This window comes from Streptomyces thermolilacinus SPC6 (assembly GCF_000478605.2).
Taxonomy (GTDB): domain Bacteria; phylum Actinomycetota; class Actinomycetes; order Streptomycetales; family Streptomycetaceae; genus Streptomyces; species Streptomyces thermolilacinus.
Genome location: NZ_ASHX02000001.1, coordinates 6,296,429 through 6,312,199, shown reverse-complemented (window position 1 = coordinate 6,312,199; position 15,771 = coordinate 6,296,429). Strand labels below are relative to the sequence as shown.

Genomic DNA, 15,771 nt, shown 5'->3' with positions numbered 1-15,771 from the left:
TCAGCGGGAGCGGGTGGCCTCCAGGGTGCGGGCGACCCTCGGGCCGAGCCAGCGCTTGAGCCTGCGCAGCGGCTCAAGCTGGTGAGCGGCCTGATCGAGCCGGTAGTACAACTGCGGCGGTACGTGTGGCAGGAGCGGGGAGTGCCGCTGGCCGAGCAGGGCGAACATCTGGCGCGGCTCCAGACGGGCGTAGCGGGGCAGGCTCTCGTACCACTGCGCGCTGTAGCGGGCGGCGCTCTGGAGGGGCAGCAGGGCGGCGGTGCGTTCGCGTTCGTACCGGCGAAGGGCGTGGCGCGGGGTGGGGGTGGCGCGCAGCGAGTCCGCGAGCGCCATGGCGTCCTCCAGGGCGAGGGTGGTGCCGGCGCCGATGGAGTAGTGGGTGGTGTGGGCGGCGTCGCCGACGAGGACGAGGTTGTCGTGGGACCAGCGTTCGTTGGTGAGGGTGCGGAACGACTGCCACGGGGCGCGGCCGTCCTGCCGAGGCCTGCCGATCAGTTCGTGGCCGTCGAGCGGCTTCGCGAAGAGGCCCTGGAGGGTGCCGAGGCACTCGGTGTGGTCCATGCGGTCGAGGCCGAGGGCCTGCCAGGTGCGGGGGGAGCACTCGACGACGCAGGTGCTGCGGTCCTGGGCGTACGGGTAGGCGTAGCACCAGATCCAGCCGTGCGGAGTGTCGGTGAAGGCGAAGGTGAAGGTCTCGAACGCCTTGGTCGTGCCGAGCCAGACGTACTTGTTGCGGCCGGTTGTGGCCTTGGTGCCGAAGTGGTGGGCGTGGTGGTCGCGGAGGGTGCTGTGGACGCCGTCGCCCGCCACGACCAGGTCCGCGTCGGGGAGCGTCGCGTGGTCGACGCCCCGGCCGTGGGCGAGGCGTACGCCCAGCTCGTCGGCCCGGCGGCCGAGGATGTCGAGCAGCCGGTGGCGGCCGATGCCGAAGCCCTGGTCGCCCGGCCTGGTCGTCGTCGTGCCGTGGATGTGCGCCGTGCCGCCGCTCCAGCTGACGGAGGCCGCCCCGATGGCGTGGGCGGACGGGGGGTCGTAGGTGTGGAGTCTCTCCAGCAGTCCGCCCCAGTAGGTGACGCCCCAGCCGTAGGTGGAACCGGCCGGGTCGCGTTCGTGGACGGTGATGTCGTGGCGCGGGTCCTGCCGCTTGAGGAGGATGGACAGGTAGAGCCCCGCGGGCCCGCCGCCGACACAGACGACCTTCACGTGCGTACTCTCCCTACCCGCCACAGCGCGTCCATTTTGTCGCGAAAAATAGCACTTTCCCGTGCTGGGGAGCGGCAGGACACGGCGGTCCGGCAATGACGGTGGACGGACCGCCGGTTCGCGTCCACCGCGTGGCCTCCGGCCGGGCGGTGTGTTCCCGGGCTCGCGTCCGCTCACGCCGTACGCGAGGGCTCTGCCGGGGCGATGGTGAAGCGGAAGCCCCGCAGCGAGCAGGCGGCCAGGGGGCGCAGTCCCGTCAGGTAGTCGAGTGGCGCGCCGGGGGCGGTGCGGAGGCGGGTGCGGGTGAGCCAGGCCGTGCCGGTGAGGCTCAGCGGCACTTCGCAGGGGTACGGCCGCTCGGCCAGCGCGGGCTGGAACAGGCGGGCCCGCACGCGGGGGCGGCCGGGGAGGCGCACGAACGGGCGGTGCAGCGCGGTCACCGGCCAGGCGGGGCGGGGGTGCGCCGGGGCGGGCTGGGGCGTACGGACGGTCGTGGTCAGCAACGCGGGAGCCGGTCGGTCGAAGACGAACGTCGCGGGGTGCTTGGGAATGCCCCACAGGGCCCGGCCCCCCGCGAGGGAGCGCGGGTCGTCCACCCACGCCTCGACCGCGCAGGCCCCGACGGACCGCCCGCCGCGTACGGCGAGGGCGACGAGCAGTTCGCGGTAGGCCAGGGTGCCGCCGGGCCGGTAGTCCACCCAGAACGTGACGACGGCGCGGCGGCGCCCGAGGCGCAGCGGGCGCACACCGGGCGGCAGGGTCCAGGACGGGAGGCGGTCCGCGCGCACCCACCACAGGGCGGCGTGCAGGGTTCCGCGCAGATGCCACGGAGGCGGCGGACAGGTGGCGGTCATGGACTGGCGGGTTCCCTCCGGGGAGCGGATCCCACCCCTTCGTCGGCGTCACCCTGTTAGCGTCACCGGGACGAGAACGGGTGAGACGCGGGGAGGCGGTCGGCATGCCGGAGGAGGAGCGGTCCCGGTTGCGGCGGTACCTGGAGGCGCGGCTCGCGGAGCTGGGGCCGCTGGCGGGGCTCGCGGGCGAGCGGCTGCCGGGGTTCGTGGACCGCGACGGCGCGTATCCGTTCATCGAGGTCGCCGTGGACGGGGAGCTGCGCTACCTGGCGTACGAGCGGGGCGAGAAGGTCCTCGACCTCCGTACGCGTGATCCGGAGGAGCTGCTCTACTGGGCGTTCAGGGACGCCACGTTCGAGGCCGCGGGGGTCTGGGCGCGGCAACACCCCCGGGAGGGCGAGCCGTTCCGGGTGACGCTGTGGCGGCGGCAGTTCTCGATGCTGCACGGCCTGCGCCCCGGGTGGGCGCGGCGCCGCCGGGACGAACTCGTCGCGTCGCTCCGCGACCCCGAGCACATCCGCCTCGTCCCCGCGCTGCCCCCGCCGCCGCAGTAGCCGTCCCGGCCTACAGAATCCCTCCCCCACCTGCTCTTTCGGGAGTTTTCCACAGGGCGGGCGGCCGCGGGAGCGGCGTTGTCAGTGGCCTCGTCTAACGTTCCCACCACGTGATCATCGCGGTGCTGGGAGGCGCGCATGGGGTGGGTGGCTGCGGGCGGCTACGAAGTCGCTCTCGACGGTGGGAAGGTCGTGTGCCGCAACGCGGCCGGGCGGCGGCTGAAGTCGGTTCCCGGCAAGATCGCCGACGATCCGGCGGTCGTCGGGCTGCGGCAGCTCGTGGAGTGGCTGGAGCGGCACGAGCGGGAGTGCCTGGACACCGTCGAGCGGTGGATGGTGCGGTCGTTGCCGGTGCCGCTCGCGGTGATCGAGCGGGTGTGGGCGGACGAGGCGTGGCGGGCCGTCCTGCGGGACCTCGTGGTGACCGGGGCGGACGGGGAGGTCGCCGGTTTCCTGCGGGACGCGGAGCCCGGGCGGGGCCTGGGGCTCGTGGACCTGGACGGTGACACCGTGCGCATCAGCCCCGGCCTGGTCCGTGTCCCCCATCCCGTACTGCTCGAAGACCTGGAGGATCTGCGGGAGTTCGCGGTCGAGCTCGGTGTGGAGCAGCGCGCCCAGCAGCTGTTCCGCGAGGTGTGGACCCGGTCCGGGCGTGACGCGGGCGCGTCGAGCGTGGACGACTTCGCGGGCGGCGCCTTCAAGCAGCAGCGGTTCCTGCACGGCCGGGCCGCCCAGTTGGGGTACCGGGTGCGGGGCGGGTACGCCGTGTGCCCGGTGCTGGAGGACGGGCGGCTGGTGGAGGCCCGCGTCTGGGTGGGCGACTACGACGGCTACCTGGACACCGAGACCGGCCCGCTGACCTGGTCCGACGCGTCCGGCGGGACGCTGAGCCTCGGCCGGGTCGGGCCGGTGGCCTGGTCGGAGGGCATGCGCATGGCGGCCGCGCTGTACGCGGGACGGGACATCGAGGAAGAGGAGCGCGCGGCATGAGCGCACACGGACAGACCACTTCGGCCGCCCTGCTCGACGCGGGCGCGGTCCTGCCCCCGGGGACGACGGGCCGGGACGACGCGGACACCCTCACCGTCCGGACGTACGCCCACCCCGCGCTGGACGGCCGCCGGATCGTCCGCCTCGTGCCGGGAACGCTCGGGGAGGCGGAGGACCTCGCCCTGGACTTCCTCGGGCTGGTACGGGAGGACGACGCGCCCGAGGTCGGGCAGGTGCGGCGGGAGACCCTGGGCTTCCCCGCGTGGGCGCTGGTGAACGACCCGGCGAACGGCCACCACGCGCTCGCCCTCGTCAAGGACGTCGAGCGGCTCGCGCGGCAGGCCAAGTCCCGCGCGGGCGCCGCCAAGCAGGGCTTCGAGACGCTCGGCGAACGCCTCGGCCGTGCCGTCCCGCACTTCCTGCCGACGTTCTACGAGCAGGCGGCGCGCGTCTTCCTCCAGCACGAGAACACCACGTACGCGTCGGCGTTCTTCGGCAAGGCACGCGAGGCCGAGCGGGTGCACGGGCTCGCCATCGACGAGGAGCGGCAGCGGGCCGTGTTCCTGGAGTTCGCCTTCGCCGGTGCGCTCACCGTCAAGGCCCTCAAGGAATACGTCAAGGACCTCGCGCGGCGGCTCGACCCGGCCGCGGCGTGGGCGCAGTTCCGGCAGCTGGCCGTGGAGCGCTGCGCGGCGGGAATGCCGCCGTACGCGTCGCTGCCGCAGGACGCCCGGAGCCTGGTCAGGGCCGCCGGGCTCGACCGGGCGGCGGAGGAGGGCGCGCTCGTCGCCAACCTGATCGCGTCGCCTGCCGTCGTACGGGCGCCCCAGTCGTTCTGGACGGCGTACCGGCCGGTCCTGGCCGGCCTCGCGCGGCGGCGGCCGGAGGTGCGGGCGCGGCTGCTGGAGATCATGCCGACCGAGCTGGGCCGCACCCACACCGACCAGGAGTGGTGGCTCGACCTGCTGACGGAGTGCGGCGCCGACCGGCTCCTGACGGGTGAGTCCGCCGACGGCGCCAAGGCGCAGGCGGCTTCGGCTCCCGGTCCGGACGCGGAAGCGGGTGCGGCTGGGGCTGCGGGCGCGGGCGCCGGCCCTGACGCTGCTACGGGTGTGGACGCGCCTGCGGGTACGGGTGTCACCGCGGCGGAGTGGCTCGGCCGGTGGGCGTCGTACCGCGGGTCCGGCGGCGGGGCGCCGGACCGTTCCGCCGCGACGCTCGCCCTGGTGGCGCGGATGGCGCCGCGGCTGCGCGCCGACGGGCGGCCCGTGGACCTGTTCGCCGGGCGGCGCCGCTCGGGTGCCGACGTCGACCTGCTGGACCTGTGCCTGGCGGAAGGTGTGCCGCTCGCCGATCCGGCCGACGACGCCCAGCTCGGTGTCCACCGCTGGCTGCGCGACCGCCAGCCGGGGCGCCGCGACCTCGCCGCCCTCGGCGCGGACCCGCGCTTCCGGCCCCTGCTGTACCGGGCCGTCGGCGCCCTCGGTGAGCAGCGGGCCTCGAACGAGCTGCTGGACGAGGTGGCCGGACACCCGGTGCTCGGCGATGTGCTGCGGGAGTGGCTGGACGACGCGGCCGCCGCGGTCGCGAACGCCCGGGGCCTGCCCGGGGCCCGGGCCGCCCTGCGCGCTCTGCGCCCGTTCCGTGCAGTGGTGGAGCGAGTCAGCCCGGACGCCCTGGCCGTGGTCGCCGCGCACAAGGCCGCGCCGCTCCTCGGGCGCACCCTGCGCGCCGGTGTCCTGGACGAACTGGGCTGGCCCGCGCTCGACGACGCCCTGGAGCGTCTCCCCCTGCCCTCGGGCAGCGGCCGGCGCGGGCAGGGCGCGCTGACGGTCACGGAGGCGTGGCCCGCTCTGATCCTCGCCCGCGGCGACAAGGCGGTCGTCGTCGGCCCCGACGGGGTGCTCCTCGAACACGACCTGCGCATCCCGCACGGCACGGACCAGTGGCGGCGGCCCCAGTTCCGGTACGCCGACGGGGAACTTCTCGTGCTGTGGTGGCACGAGAACACGTTCCACGGCTACTGGTCGGGCAGGCCGTCCGAGGTGTTCACCGTGGGCGGTGACCGGCAGTCCTGGTGGCACGGCGACATCTTCACGGCGTCGGTCCCGCTGCCGGGAGGCGGCCGGGCGACGGGCGGGCGCGCCTTCCACGCCGGTGACACGGACCTGCCCGCGAGCCGCCCGGTGCTGGGCGACGGCACGGCGTACTGGCGGCAGGGCAGGCAGAACCAGCAGCACGTGTGGCTGGAGTACGACCCGGTGTCGGGCACGCACGGCCGTGCGTCGCTCCCGGCGTTCCTGCGGTCCGGTATCCGGGACGGAGCGCGGCTCGTCCAGGACGCGTGCGAGGTGCTGCCCGTGCAGCCGGGCATGGAGAACAGCCCGTTCGGGACGGACGGCACGGTCCTGGGGCGCTGGGTCCGCCGCGACGGCGAAGGGGGTGCCGCGACGGTCACCTCCGGCACGCCGGACGGCCGCACGGTGACGCTTCCGGCGGTGCTGGACGGGCTGGACGTGACGCCGCTCGGCGCGCTGCGGATGCCGGGCGGCGCCGAACCGGTGGTCGCCCGCCTGCGCAACGTCGTGGCCCTGTTCGCGGCCGGTGACACGGCCGGTACGGGAGAGCTGGGACGGTGCACGCCGGGACAGCGGGAGAGCGAGTTCCGCGCCGGTACCCGGTTCGTACCGCCCGTCGCGTTCTGGCACGCCCTGCGCCCCCGTGACGAGGCCGGTTCGACGGCCCTGCGGGAGCTGACGGACGAGCAGGCGGCGGGGCTGCTGCAGGCGGTGGCGCGGGCGCTGGCCGAGCACCGGGCGAAGTCCGAGGCGGCGGGCACCGTGTACACGGGGCCGTCCACCGACGAGGTGGCCTGGGATGCCGTGGCAGGGGCGATCCCGGAGCTCACCGACGAGCGGCTGCTGACCGGCGTCACCGCCATCGTGCGGGTGGCGCTGCGCCACGCCGAGGAGTCCGCCCGCTTCGTGACGCCCCCCGCAGAGCGGGAGAGGACCAAGCGCGCCGAGCACATGTTCGCGGACTACAGCCCGGAGCACGGCGACGACGCGACTCTGGTCGCCGCCGTCGGTGGCATCGCCCTCAGGACCCGCCACCTGTGGTGGGGCCCCGCCACGCAGTGGAGCGCGCTGCGGCAGATCCGCGCCGTCAACCACGTGCTGTCCGGCAGGCCCGCCGAGGGCAAGCCGCTGCCCGCCCCGGCGCTCGCCACCGGCCTGGAAGGGGGCTGGGTCAGCGACGCGCACACCGTGCCCGGCACCGGGGTGGAATGGCTGCCCCTGCTGTCAGTGCTGCGGCCGCTCGCGTACCGCGCCGCCTCGCCGACACTGCCCGGCGCCGGGCGGCAGGCGCTGCTCCTGCTGTTCGACGCGCTCCTGGAGGGCCCGCTCGCCGCACCCGTCGGCCAGGTCCGGGAGATCGTGCTGCGCGAGGAGTACGGCAACCGCAACCGCGTCGGGCAGGTGCTGCGGCGGGAGGGCCGCACCGTCGTCGTCATCGCCGCGCAGGGGTCCGACGTGCGTGACGGGACCAGGTGGCTCGCCCTCGACCACGACCCGGCCGGACGGTTCGGGGCGGTCGCCCACTTCACGCTGGAGGAGGAGAAGCCGCGTACGCCCGGCTTCCCGGCCGAGCGGCTCGCCGCCGTGGCCGGGCTGGTACGGGACAAGGGCGCCGCGCCGTGGTGCGCCGAGGCGCCGGACGCGCTGGCCGCCGCGACCGGCGGGGCGCTCGGCCCCGTACAGGCCGCCCTGCTTCTCGGGGCGCTGCCGCAGGACCCGGACACGGCGGCGCTCGGCGTGCTGGGGATCAAGCCGCGTCAGCGCGATCTCGGCCGGACGCTGCTGCGGTCGGTCCGGGTGGCCGACCAGTCGGCGCTCGTCGGGGCGCTGCTGCCCGAGGACCCGGCCGACCTGTGGACGGCAGGGCCGGACACGGCGGCAGCGGGGCGCGCGTGGGAGGCGCGCTTCGGCTCGCTGGTGCGCCTGCCCGAGGACATCGCCGCCGACCTGCCCGATGTCCCCGCCGGCATCGCGGAGGCCCTGTTCAACCCAGCCCGGACCCCGTGGCTGAGCCGCACGACCACGCAGAAGGCAGGCGCGGACGGGGAGCTGGTCGCGGACGACCCGGCCGCCGTGCCGGGCCGGTACGAACTGCCGCGCGCCGTGTACACGCTGGCCGCGCTCGCCTACCGGCTTCCGTACGGGCATCCGCTGCGCGCCGCGCTCCCCGGGGGCCTGGCCGCCCTGCGGCGGCGCGTCGCCGACCCGGGCCTGCTGCTCGACCTGGACCTGACGTGGACGGAGAAGGGCGGCTCGACGGCCTCGCAGATACGCAAGGCGTACGGGCTGCCCCCGGCGGGCGGCGCCGACGCCAAGGGCCTCACCACCGTGGGCGACGCGCTCGTCCTGCGCCCGTGGTACGGCGACACGGAAGCCGTGCTGCTGCGTCCGGCGGCCCTGTCGGGCCCGGACGACCCGACGCTCGGCCTGCTGGAGGGCCTCCTCGGCGCCGGGCGGTGCGAGGGGGTGGAAGCGCTGCGGGCCCTCCTCGGGGACGACCTGACCCGTACGGTCGCCGCGGGCGCGGCTCCGGCCGGGACGGTCGCCGCGGGCGCCGGTACAGGGGGCGCGGGCACGGGGGGCGCGGGCTTCGAGGGGCACGCGCACGACCCGTCGGTGAGCGCGCCCGAACTGGTCGCCGAGGTGGCGTCCGCGCACGGGCTCGGCGAGGACGCGGCCGTCCTGTACCTCCAACTGCTCGCCCTGCCCGACCCGACGGACCGCGCATGCGCGGCGTGGACCGGGTGGAAGCCCACCCGGATGCGCAAGGCCCGCGCCGAACTCGCCGCGACCGGACTGGTCGTGGAGGCGAAGCGGTCACGGGCGGGACGCTCCCTGTTCCTCCCCTGCGGCTGGCGTGACCTCAAGTCGCCCGCGCTGCCGCTGGAGACGTGGAAGGAGGGCCTCTACCCCGTCCGTGACCGGGCCCGCGCCGTGCCGCTGCTGCCGGTTCCGGAGCTGTTCGCCCGTGCCTGGGGCCGCGTACGCGACGGTGACGCGCCCGCCTTCGAAGAACTGACCACCCGAGCCACCCGGAAGGGCCGCCGCCGATGACCACCGTTCTCACCACCGACACGACCCGGCAGATCGTGCCGCCCGAGGAGCGCTACGCCACGGAGCTGGCGTTCCTCGCCGCGTACGACACGGGGCCGCGCCCGCCCGCCTGGCGGCTGACTCCGCGTGCCGTCGTCACGTTCGTCATGGGCAGCGACGGCCGGGCACTACGCCTGCCCGACGACGCCGACGTGCCCGACGGGGTGCCGCGGCGGCTCGTCGTGGAGGGCAAGTTCGTCGGGGACCGCGCCCTGGTGGAGCGGTGCGTCGTCACCCTCGCCGGGGAGCGCGGCCTGCTGCTCGTCGGCGAGCCCGGCACCGCCAAGTCGATGCTGTCCGAGCTGCTGTCCGCCGCCGTGTGCGGCACCAGCGGCCTGGTCGTGCAGGGCACGGCGGGCACCACCGAGGACCAGCTGAAGTACGGCTGGAACTACGCGCTGCTGCTGGCCCAGGGCCCCAGTCGTCAGGCCCTGGTGCCGTCGCCGGTCCTCACCGCCATGACGCGCGGCGCGGTGGCCCGGGTCGAGGAGGTCACGCGCTGCCTGCCGGAGGTGCAGGACGCGCTCGTGTCGCTGCTGTCCGAGCGGCGCGTCGCCGTCCCCGAACTCGCGGGCGGCGACGACGCGCTGGAGCACGCGGCGCCCGGCTTCAACCTGATCGCCACCGCGAACCTGCGGGACAAGGGCGTCTCCGAGATGTCCGCCGCGCTGAAGCGCCGCTTCAACTTCGAGACCGTCGGCCCGATCGGTGACCTGGAGGCCGAGACCGCGCTGGTGCGCCGCCGGTCGCGGGCCGCCGTCGAGCGGGCGGGCGCGCCCTTCCAGGTGGACGACGCCGTGCTGGAGGCGCTCGTCACGGCGTTCCGCGATCTGCGGGAGGGCCGGTCGGCGGAGGGCTGGGAGGTGGAGCGGCCGTCCACGGTGATGAGCACCGCCGAGGCGGTCTCCGTCGCCGGGGCGCTGGGGCTCGCCGCCGCGTACTTCCCCGGCGACCGCGACGTGCTGTCCCTGCTGCCCGGCCATCTCCTCGGTGTCGTACGGAAGGACGACCCGGCCGACGCCGCCCGGCTGCTCGGCTACTGGGACGGGCCCGTGCGGCGGCGCGCCGAGCAGGGCTCCGCCACGTGGCGCACCCTGTGGGACCTGCGCGCCGTACTGGAGGTCTGACGGCAGTGACTCCGAGCACCCGCCCCGCACCGCCCACCGCCCAGTCCGCGTCTTCGGGAGATGCCGCGCCTTCGGCGGATGCCGTGCCGCGCTCGCTTCCGCCGGAGGAGAGCGGGACGCCGTCCGGCCCGCCGGAGGACGCCGTCTTGGCCTCGGCCCTGGCTCCGGAGGACGCCGTCGCCGTTCTGACGGACCCGGCGGCGCCGTACCTGATCGGTGTCCGGCACCACGCGCCGTCCCTGGCGGCGGCCGTTCCCGCCCTCCTGGAGGCGGCACGGCCGGACGTCGTCCTGGTCGAGCTGCCCGGCGAGATGCAGGAGTGGCTGCCGTGGCTCGCGCACGAGGAGACGCGGGCCCCCGTCGCGCTCGCCGCCGCGTCGGGCGACGAGGGGGCGGGCCCGGCGTTCTACCCGTTCGCCGACTTCTCGCCCGAGCTGGCCGCGCTGCGCTGGGCGGCGCGGCGCGGCGTGCCCGTGGTCGCGTGCGACCTCCCGCTCGCCGACCGGGCGCGGACCGGCGGGCGTGAGCGGGCCCCCCGGCCGTCGGGGCACTCGGTGCGGCCGGGGCTGTCGGGGGTGCCGGGGCCCGGGCTCCATGACGCGCTGCGCGCCCGTCTCACCGGGCGTCCGGGTGACGACCTGTGGGACCGGCTGGTCGAGGCGACCGCGCCCGGTTCGGCCCCGGAGGCGCTGCGCCGGGCGGCCCTCCTCACCGGGTGGGCGCTGCGCGGGGACGCGGTCGCCGCGGGCGGGGTGCCCGAGCTCGACCTGCGGCGGGAGCGGTGGATGCGCTCGGTGCTGGCCGGGGCGACGGCGAACGGTGAGCGGGCGGCCGTGGTGGTCGGGGCGTTCCACGCCCCGGCGCTCGTACCGGGGGCCGGGCCGGGGGACGCAGCCGAGTCGGGCTTGGTGTCCGCTCCCGGTGAGGCAGGTGCCGGGGCCCACGGCGGTGCGGGTACGGGCGGGGTGAAGGCGCAGGGACGTGGGTGGACCACGTCGCTCATTCCGTACGCGTACGCGCTGCTGGACGAGCGGTCCGGTTACCCGGCGGGCATCCGCGACCCGGAGTGGCAGCACCTCGTCCTGGAGGCCGCCGGGGACCCGGCCGCGCTGGAGGACGCGCTGACGCGGACGGCGGTGCGGATCTGCGCGGAGCTGCGGGCGCTCGGCCACCCGTCGGGTCCCGCCGACGCACGGGAGATCAGCAGGCTGGCCGGGGACCTCGCGCGGCTGCGGGGTCTGCCGGCGGCGGGGCGCGGCGAACTGGTGGAGGCGGTGCAGACCGTCCTGGCGCAGGGCGAGCCGTACGGCAGAGGGCGGGCCGTCGCCCGGGCGATGGAGCGGGTACTGGTCGGCTCCCGAGGCGGGAGTCCCGCGCCGGGCACGCCGCGCAGCGGTCTCGCGCCCGCCGTCGAGACGGAGCTGGCCGAGCTGGGCCTTCCGGGGCCGGCCGCGAGTGGTGGTTCCGGTGGGACTGACGGTGTTGGTGTGACGGGCGGTGCCGGGCGGGATGCCGGTGGAGCAGGTGGTGCCGGTGGCGGTGCGGCGCGGGATCTCCGGCTCGACCCGTTGCGCTCGGACCTCGACCGGCGGCGTGAGCTGCTGCTGCGTCGGCTGGCGGTGTGCGGGGTGCCGTACGCCGAGCCGAAGGAGGTCGTCAGTGCGGGTGGCGCCGACGCCGTGACCTCGCGGTGGGAGGTGCGGTGGACGCCCGCGACCGCGGCCATGCTGACGGCGGCCGGAGTACGCGGGGTCACCGCCGCCCAGGCGGCCGAGGGGGTCCTGCGGGAGCGCCGTCGCGCCGAGGGGGACGAGGGCGGGCCCACGGCGGCCCAGGCGCTGCGGGGGTTGGAACAGGCCGCCGAGTGCGGTCTGACGGCTCTCGCCGACGCGCGGCTGGACGAGGTCGGCGAGCTGCTGCCGTCGATCGGTACGCTGCCGGAACTGCTCGCGGGGCTCGCCCTGGTGGACCGGGTGTGTGCTGGTCACATCCCCGGGCTCGGCGCCGACGAGGGCCGTACGCGGCGGGCCGAGGCCGTGGTCGAGGCTCTCACTGCGGCAGCGGTGCGGCAGGTGGACGGCCTGACCGGTTCGGAGGACGCCGCCGACGCGCGCGCCCTCGTCGAACTGGCCCACCGGGCGGACCTGGTGGGCGGGGTGCGGCTCACCGCGGCGCTCGCACGCCTGGCCGCCGAGGGGTCGCCGCTGATGCGGGGCGCCGCCGGAGCGGTCCGCGTCCTGCTGGGCCACGAGGCTCCCGAGGATCTGGGCGGGCGCGCCGCCTCCTGGGTGGACGCGGCCGGCGACGCGGCGTCGCGGGTGGCGCTGACCGCGCGGCTGGCGGGGCTGCTGACGGCGGCCGGGCCACTGCTGGAGACGGCGGCCCCGGCGCTGGAGCCGCTGCTCGGCCGGGTGTCGGACATGCCGGACGGGGCGTTCCTGGAGCGGCTCCCCGCGCTGCGGGGCGGCTTCGACACGCTCAGCCCGGCCGCGCGGGACCGCCTGCTGACGGCGGTCGAGGAACGCCTCGGTACGGGCCCTGTCGGTGACACGGGGCAGGCGGACCCGGCCGCCCTCGCCGTCTGGACCCGGGCGGACCTGGCCGCCAGGACCGCGCTGGCCGGGATGGGACTGCTGCCGGAAGCGGTGGGTGAGGGCGATGCCCATGCCCCTGCTCCGGCACCGGACGCTCCGGCATCGGAGCCGGTTGCGGGTGACGCGCGGGATGCTGTGCGGGCCGGTGTCGGTGCCGCGCGGGGCACCGACGGTGCCGCGCGGGGTGGCCTTGCGGCGACTGCCGCCGTGGAAGGCCCTGGCTCCCGCAGTCTCGCCGCGGTGGGCGGGCGCGGGGAGCTGAGGCTCTCGCCCGGGGACCGGTGGCGGCTGGTGCTGGGGCGTCGCACCGACCAGTTGCCCCGTTCGGCCGCCGCTCTGGCGACGGCCCTGGACGAGTTGTACGGCGCCGGGCGCGGCGAGGGCAGCAGGAGCGGCCTGCCCGGGGACGGCGGCCGAGCGGGCGGGGGCCGGGAGGCCCCGTACCCAGGGGCGCGGGAGTGGTCGCAGGAGCTGGCGGCGCTGTTCGGCCCCGGCGTACGCGAAGAGGTGCTGGCCGCGGCAGCCGCGGCGGGCCGCAAGGACGTGGTCGCCGAGCTGGACCCGGACAGTGTGCGGCCCTCGGTGGACTTGCTGCGGACCGTGCTCCAGCACGCGGGCGGGCTGCCCGAGGCCCGGCTCGCCGCGCTGCGTCCGCTCGTGCGGCGGCTGGTCGAGGCGCTGACGCGGCAGTTGGCGACCCGGATGCGGCCCGCGCTGCACGGGACGACGCTGCCGCGCCCCTCGCGGCGGCCGGGCGGCGGCCTCGACCTCGCGCGTACGCTGCGGGCCAACCTGGCGACCGCCTCGCCGGGCCCCGACGGCACGGTCCGGGTCATACCGGAGCGGCCCGTCTTCCGTACGCGGGGACGGCGCAGCGCCGACTGGCGGCTGGTCCTCGTCACGGACGTGTCGGGCTCCATGGAGGCCTCGACCATCTGGACGGCGCTGACCGCGTCCGTCCTGGCGGGCGTGCCGACGCTGTCCACGCACTTCCTGGCGTTCTCGACGGAGGTCCTCGACCTCACCGACCACGTCCACGACCCGCTGTCGCTCCTCCTGGAGGTGCGGGTGGGCGGCGGTACGCACATCGCGGCCGGTCTGCGGCACGCGCGGGAACTGGTCACCGTGCCGTCCCGCACGCTCGTCGTGGTCGTCAGCGACTTCGAGGAGGGCTATCCGCTGGGCGGACTCCTCGCCGAGGTCCGCGCGCTGGTGGGCGCCGGCTGCCACGTTCTGGGCTGCGCGAGCCTGGACGACTCCGGGCGGCCGCGCTACTCGACCGGTGTCGCGGCGCAGGTCGTCGCCGCGGGCATGCCGGTCGCCGCCCTCAGCCCGCTCGAACTCGCCCACTGGGTAGGGGAGAAGATCTCATGAGCCAGCTGCTTCCTCCGGTCGCGCCGTCGGTGACGGCCGAACTCGTCGGCGCGCTCCCGCCGAGGCTGCTCAAGCGGCTCGACGCGGGGGTCGCCAAGCTGGCGGCACGTCCGGTCGTCGCGGACGGCGACGTCGTACGGATCGCCGTCGACGACGACACGGAGCTGGAACTGCACGCGGCGGGCGGTGTGGTGAGCACGGCGGACGGCATCCGCTGCGGCTGCCTCCTCTCCCCCGCGTGCCTGCACCGGGCCGCCGCGGCGTCGGCCGCCCCGGTCGCCGAAGCAGGCGCAGACACAGACACAGACGCTGACGCGGGTGCCAGTGACAGGGCCGATGCCGGGGACGGTGCCGATGCCGGTGATAGTGCGGGTGCCGGGGACGGTGTGGACTCACCGGGCGTGGCGGGCGGCGGGAGCACGGCGGCCGGCGCCGCTCCCGTGGTCGGCGGGGGTGCTTCTGGGGACGCTCCCGCCGGTGCCGAAGGGGCCACGCCCGAGCAGGGCGCCGCAGCCGACGCGGTGCTGCGGGCGGCGTCGGCGGTGCTGGAGGCCGGTACGGACGGGGCGGGCGCGGTGGTGCAGGCGGAGCTTCTGCGGGCGGCGCACACGGCGCGGCTCGCGGGTCTGCCCCGTGCCGCCGCGGCCGCCGTCTCGGTCGTGACCCGGCTGCGCGCCGCCCGGTCGGCCGACCCCGCGTACCGGCTGTCCGAACTGGCGGACCAACTGCGGGAGTTGCTGCGGGTCGCGCACCGCGTCCCGCTCGCCGCGGGCGCCGAGCTGACGGAGCTGCGGGGCACGGCCCGGCGGCTCTACACACCGGATGGTTCGCTGCGCCTGTACGGGCTTTTCTCGGAGCCGGTCCTCACGGCGAGCGGCTACGCGGGGGCCGTCACCTGGACCGCCGACACGCGCGGCCGCCTGTTCAGCGTGTCGGACGTGGCGCCGGGCGGCCCCGGGCGGGCCACCGGGGCCGCCGACCGCGCCGTGCGCGTGGGTGACACGGCCCTGACGCACCGGGAGCTGTCACGGGCGGGCCTCGCCGTGTCGGGTGCCACCGTCTCCGAGGACGGCAGGCTCGGTGCCGGGGCGGGTGTCCGCGCGGTACGGGCATCGGGCGCGGGGTGGGACGCCGAGCCGCTCGACCGGCTGTGGGCGGTGCCGGTCGCCGGGCAGGCGGCGCGCGCGCTGGACGCCGGGGACGCGGGGAACGGGCTGCTGTTCCTGGACGTGACGGTGCTGGGCGCGGTCCGCGAGGCGGCCGGTGTGTGCCTGGTCGCCGACTGTGGCGGGCTGACCGTCCGGTTGACGGCCGCGCACGACGACCCGGCGCTGCCGTACCGGGACAACCTGCGGCTTCTCGCCTCGGTGCCCGGCATACGGCTGCGGGCCGTGGCGCGGCTCGACCCGGCGCCGCACCCGCGTGCCCGCCTGCTGGCGGTGAGCCACCCCTCGGACGCGGAGGCGCGCGTCGACCTGGGCTTCGACCGGCTCCAGCGGGCGGACCTCCCGGCCGACGTCACGGGTGGCGGTGCGGAGGTGGCTGACGCTCCGTTCGGTGACCAGGCGCCGGTGCATGTGCTGAGGCGGCGCGTCCACCAGGCGGTGTCGGCCGGGCGGCGGGTGCTGGCCCTCCCCCATGACACGCGGGCGGACACTCGGCGGCTGCGCGCCCACGGGCTCGGTACGGCGGCGGAGCTCCTCGACCACCTCCACACGACCGCGGCGGGCCGACCCCTTGACCCGTTCGGAAGGCTGCGGGCCGCCGACCCGCGGGTGTTCGCGCGGGCGTGGCTCGCGGCGGCCGCCTACACGGACGAGGTGGACCGGGCGCTGTGCGCGGCCGCCTGGGGTGCCGGGCCTGCCGTGCCGGACGCCTCGGCGTCGTAGGTCCGTGCCGGCCGG

At 76.5% G+C, this 15,771-nt stretch carries 8 protein-coding genes; 6 read left to right on the top strand and 2 right to left on the bottom strand.

Annotated features, from left to right (window positions below):
* Both J116_RS27400 and J116_RS27395 read right to left on the bottom strand, forming a co-directional pair.
* Window positions 1-1,203: an FAD-dependent monooxygenase gene (locus tag J116_RS27400; protein ID WP_023590285.1), complete on the bottom strand. Its 1,203-nt coding sequence runs from the start codon at window positions 1,201-1,203 to the stop codon at window positions 1-3.
* Window positions 1,204-1,376: 173 nt separating this feature from the next.
* Window positions 1,377-2,057 carry an acetoacetate decarboxylase family protein gene (locus tag J116_RS27395; RefSeq protein ID WP_023590284.1) on the bottom strand — a complete coding sequence of 227 codons (681 nt, stop codon included), beginning with the start codon at window positions 2,055-2,057 and terminating at the stop codon, window positions 1,377-1,379.
* Window positions 2,058-2,137: 80 nt separating this feature from the next.
* Between J116_RS27395 and J116_RS27390 the strand changes: the two genes are divergently transcribed.
* From J116_RS27390 to J116_RS27365, 6 genes are all read left to right on the top strand, one after another.
* Window positions 2,138-2,611: an Imm63 family immunity protein gene (locus J116_RS27390; protein ID WP_139140514.1), complete on the top strand. Its 474-nt coding sequence runs from the start codon at window positions 2,138-2,140 to the stop codon at window positions 2,609-2,611.
* A 138-nt stretch (window positions 2,612-2,749) separates the two neighbouring features.
* The gene (locus J116_RS27385) at window positions 2,750-3,601 is read left to right on the top strand and encodes a DUF4132 domain-containing protein (protein WP_023590282.1); all 852 of its coding nucleotides are present in this window, start codon (window positions 2,750-2,752) and stop codon (window positions 3,599-3,601) included.
* Window positions 3,598-8,733, top strand: a complete 5,136-nt coding sequence (locus J116_RS27380; RefSeq protein ID WP_023590281.1) for a hypothetical protein — start codon at window positions 3,598-3,600, stop codon at window positions 8,731-8,733. Before J116_RS27385 ends, J116_RS27380 begins: the two co-directional genes overlap by 4 nt.
* Window positions 8,730-9,899: an ATP-binding protein gene (locus J116_RS27375; protein WP_023590280.1), complete on the top strand. Its 1,170-nt coding sequence runs from the start codon at window positions 8,730-8,732 to the stop codon at window positions 9,897-9,899. Before J116_RS27380 ends, J116_RS27375 begins: the two co-directional genes overlap by 4 nt.
* Window positions 9,900-10,045: 146 nt before the next feature.
* Window positions 10,046-13,867 carry a vWA domain-containing protein gene (locus J116_RS27370; protein WP_235617392.1) on the top strand — a complete coding sequence of 1,274 codons (3,822 nt, stop codon included), beginning with the start codon at window positions 10,046-10,048 and terminating at the stop codon, window positions 13,865-13,867.
* On the top strand, window positions 13,864-15,756 hold the full coding sequence (locus J116_RS27365; protein ID WP_023590278.1) for a hypothetical protein: 1,893 nt from the start codon (window positions 13,864-13,866) through the stop codon (window positions 15,754-15,756). Before J116_RS27370 ends, J116_RS27365 begins: the two co-directional genes overlap by 4 nt.
* Window positions 15,757-15,771 lie beyond the last annotated feature (15 nt).

Bases quoted from the DNA above. Each gene is read 5' to 3' on its own strand.
- J116_RS27365 (WP_023590278.1), top strand. From the start codon at position 13,864: ATGAGCCAGCTGCTTCCTCCGGTCGCGCCGTCGGTGACGGCCGAACTC.
- J116_RS27395 (WP_023590284.1), bottom strand. From the start codon at position 2,057: ATGACCGCCACCTGTCCGCCGCCTCCGTGGCATCTGCGCGGAACCCTG.
- J116_RS27380 (WP_023590281.1), top strand. From the start codon at position 3,598: ATGAGCGCACACGGACAGACCACTTCGGCCGCCCTGCTCGACGCGGGC.
- J116_RS27375 (WP_023590280.1), top strand. From the start codon at position 8,730: ATGACCACCGTTCTCACCACCGACACGACCCGGCAGATCGTGCCGCCC.
- J116_RS27385 (WP_023590282.1), top strand. From the start codon at position 2,750: ATGGGGTGGGTGGCTGCGGGCGGCTACGAAGTCGCTCTCGACGGTGGG.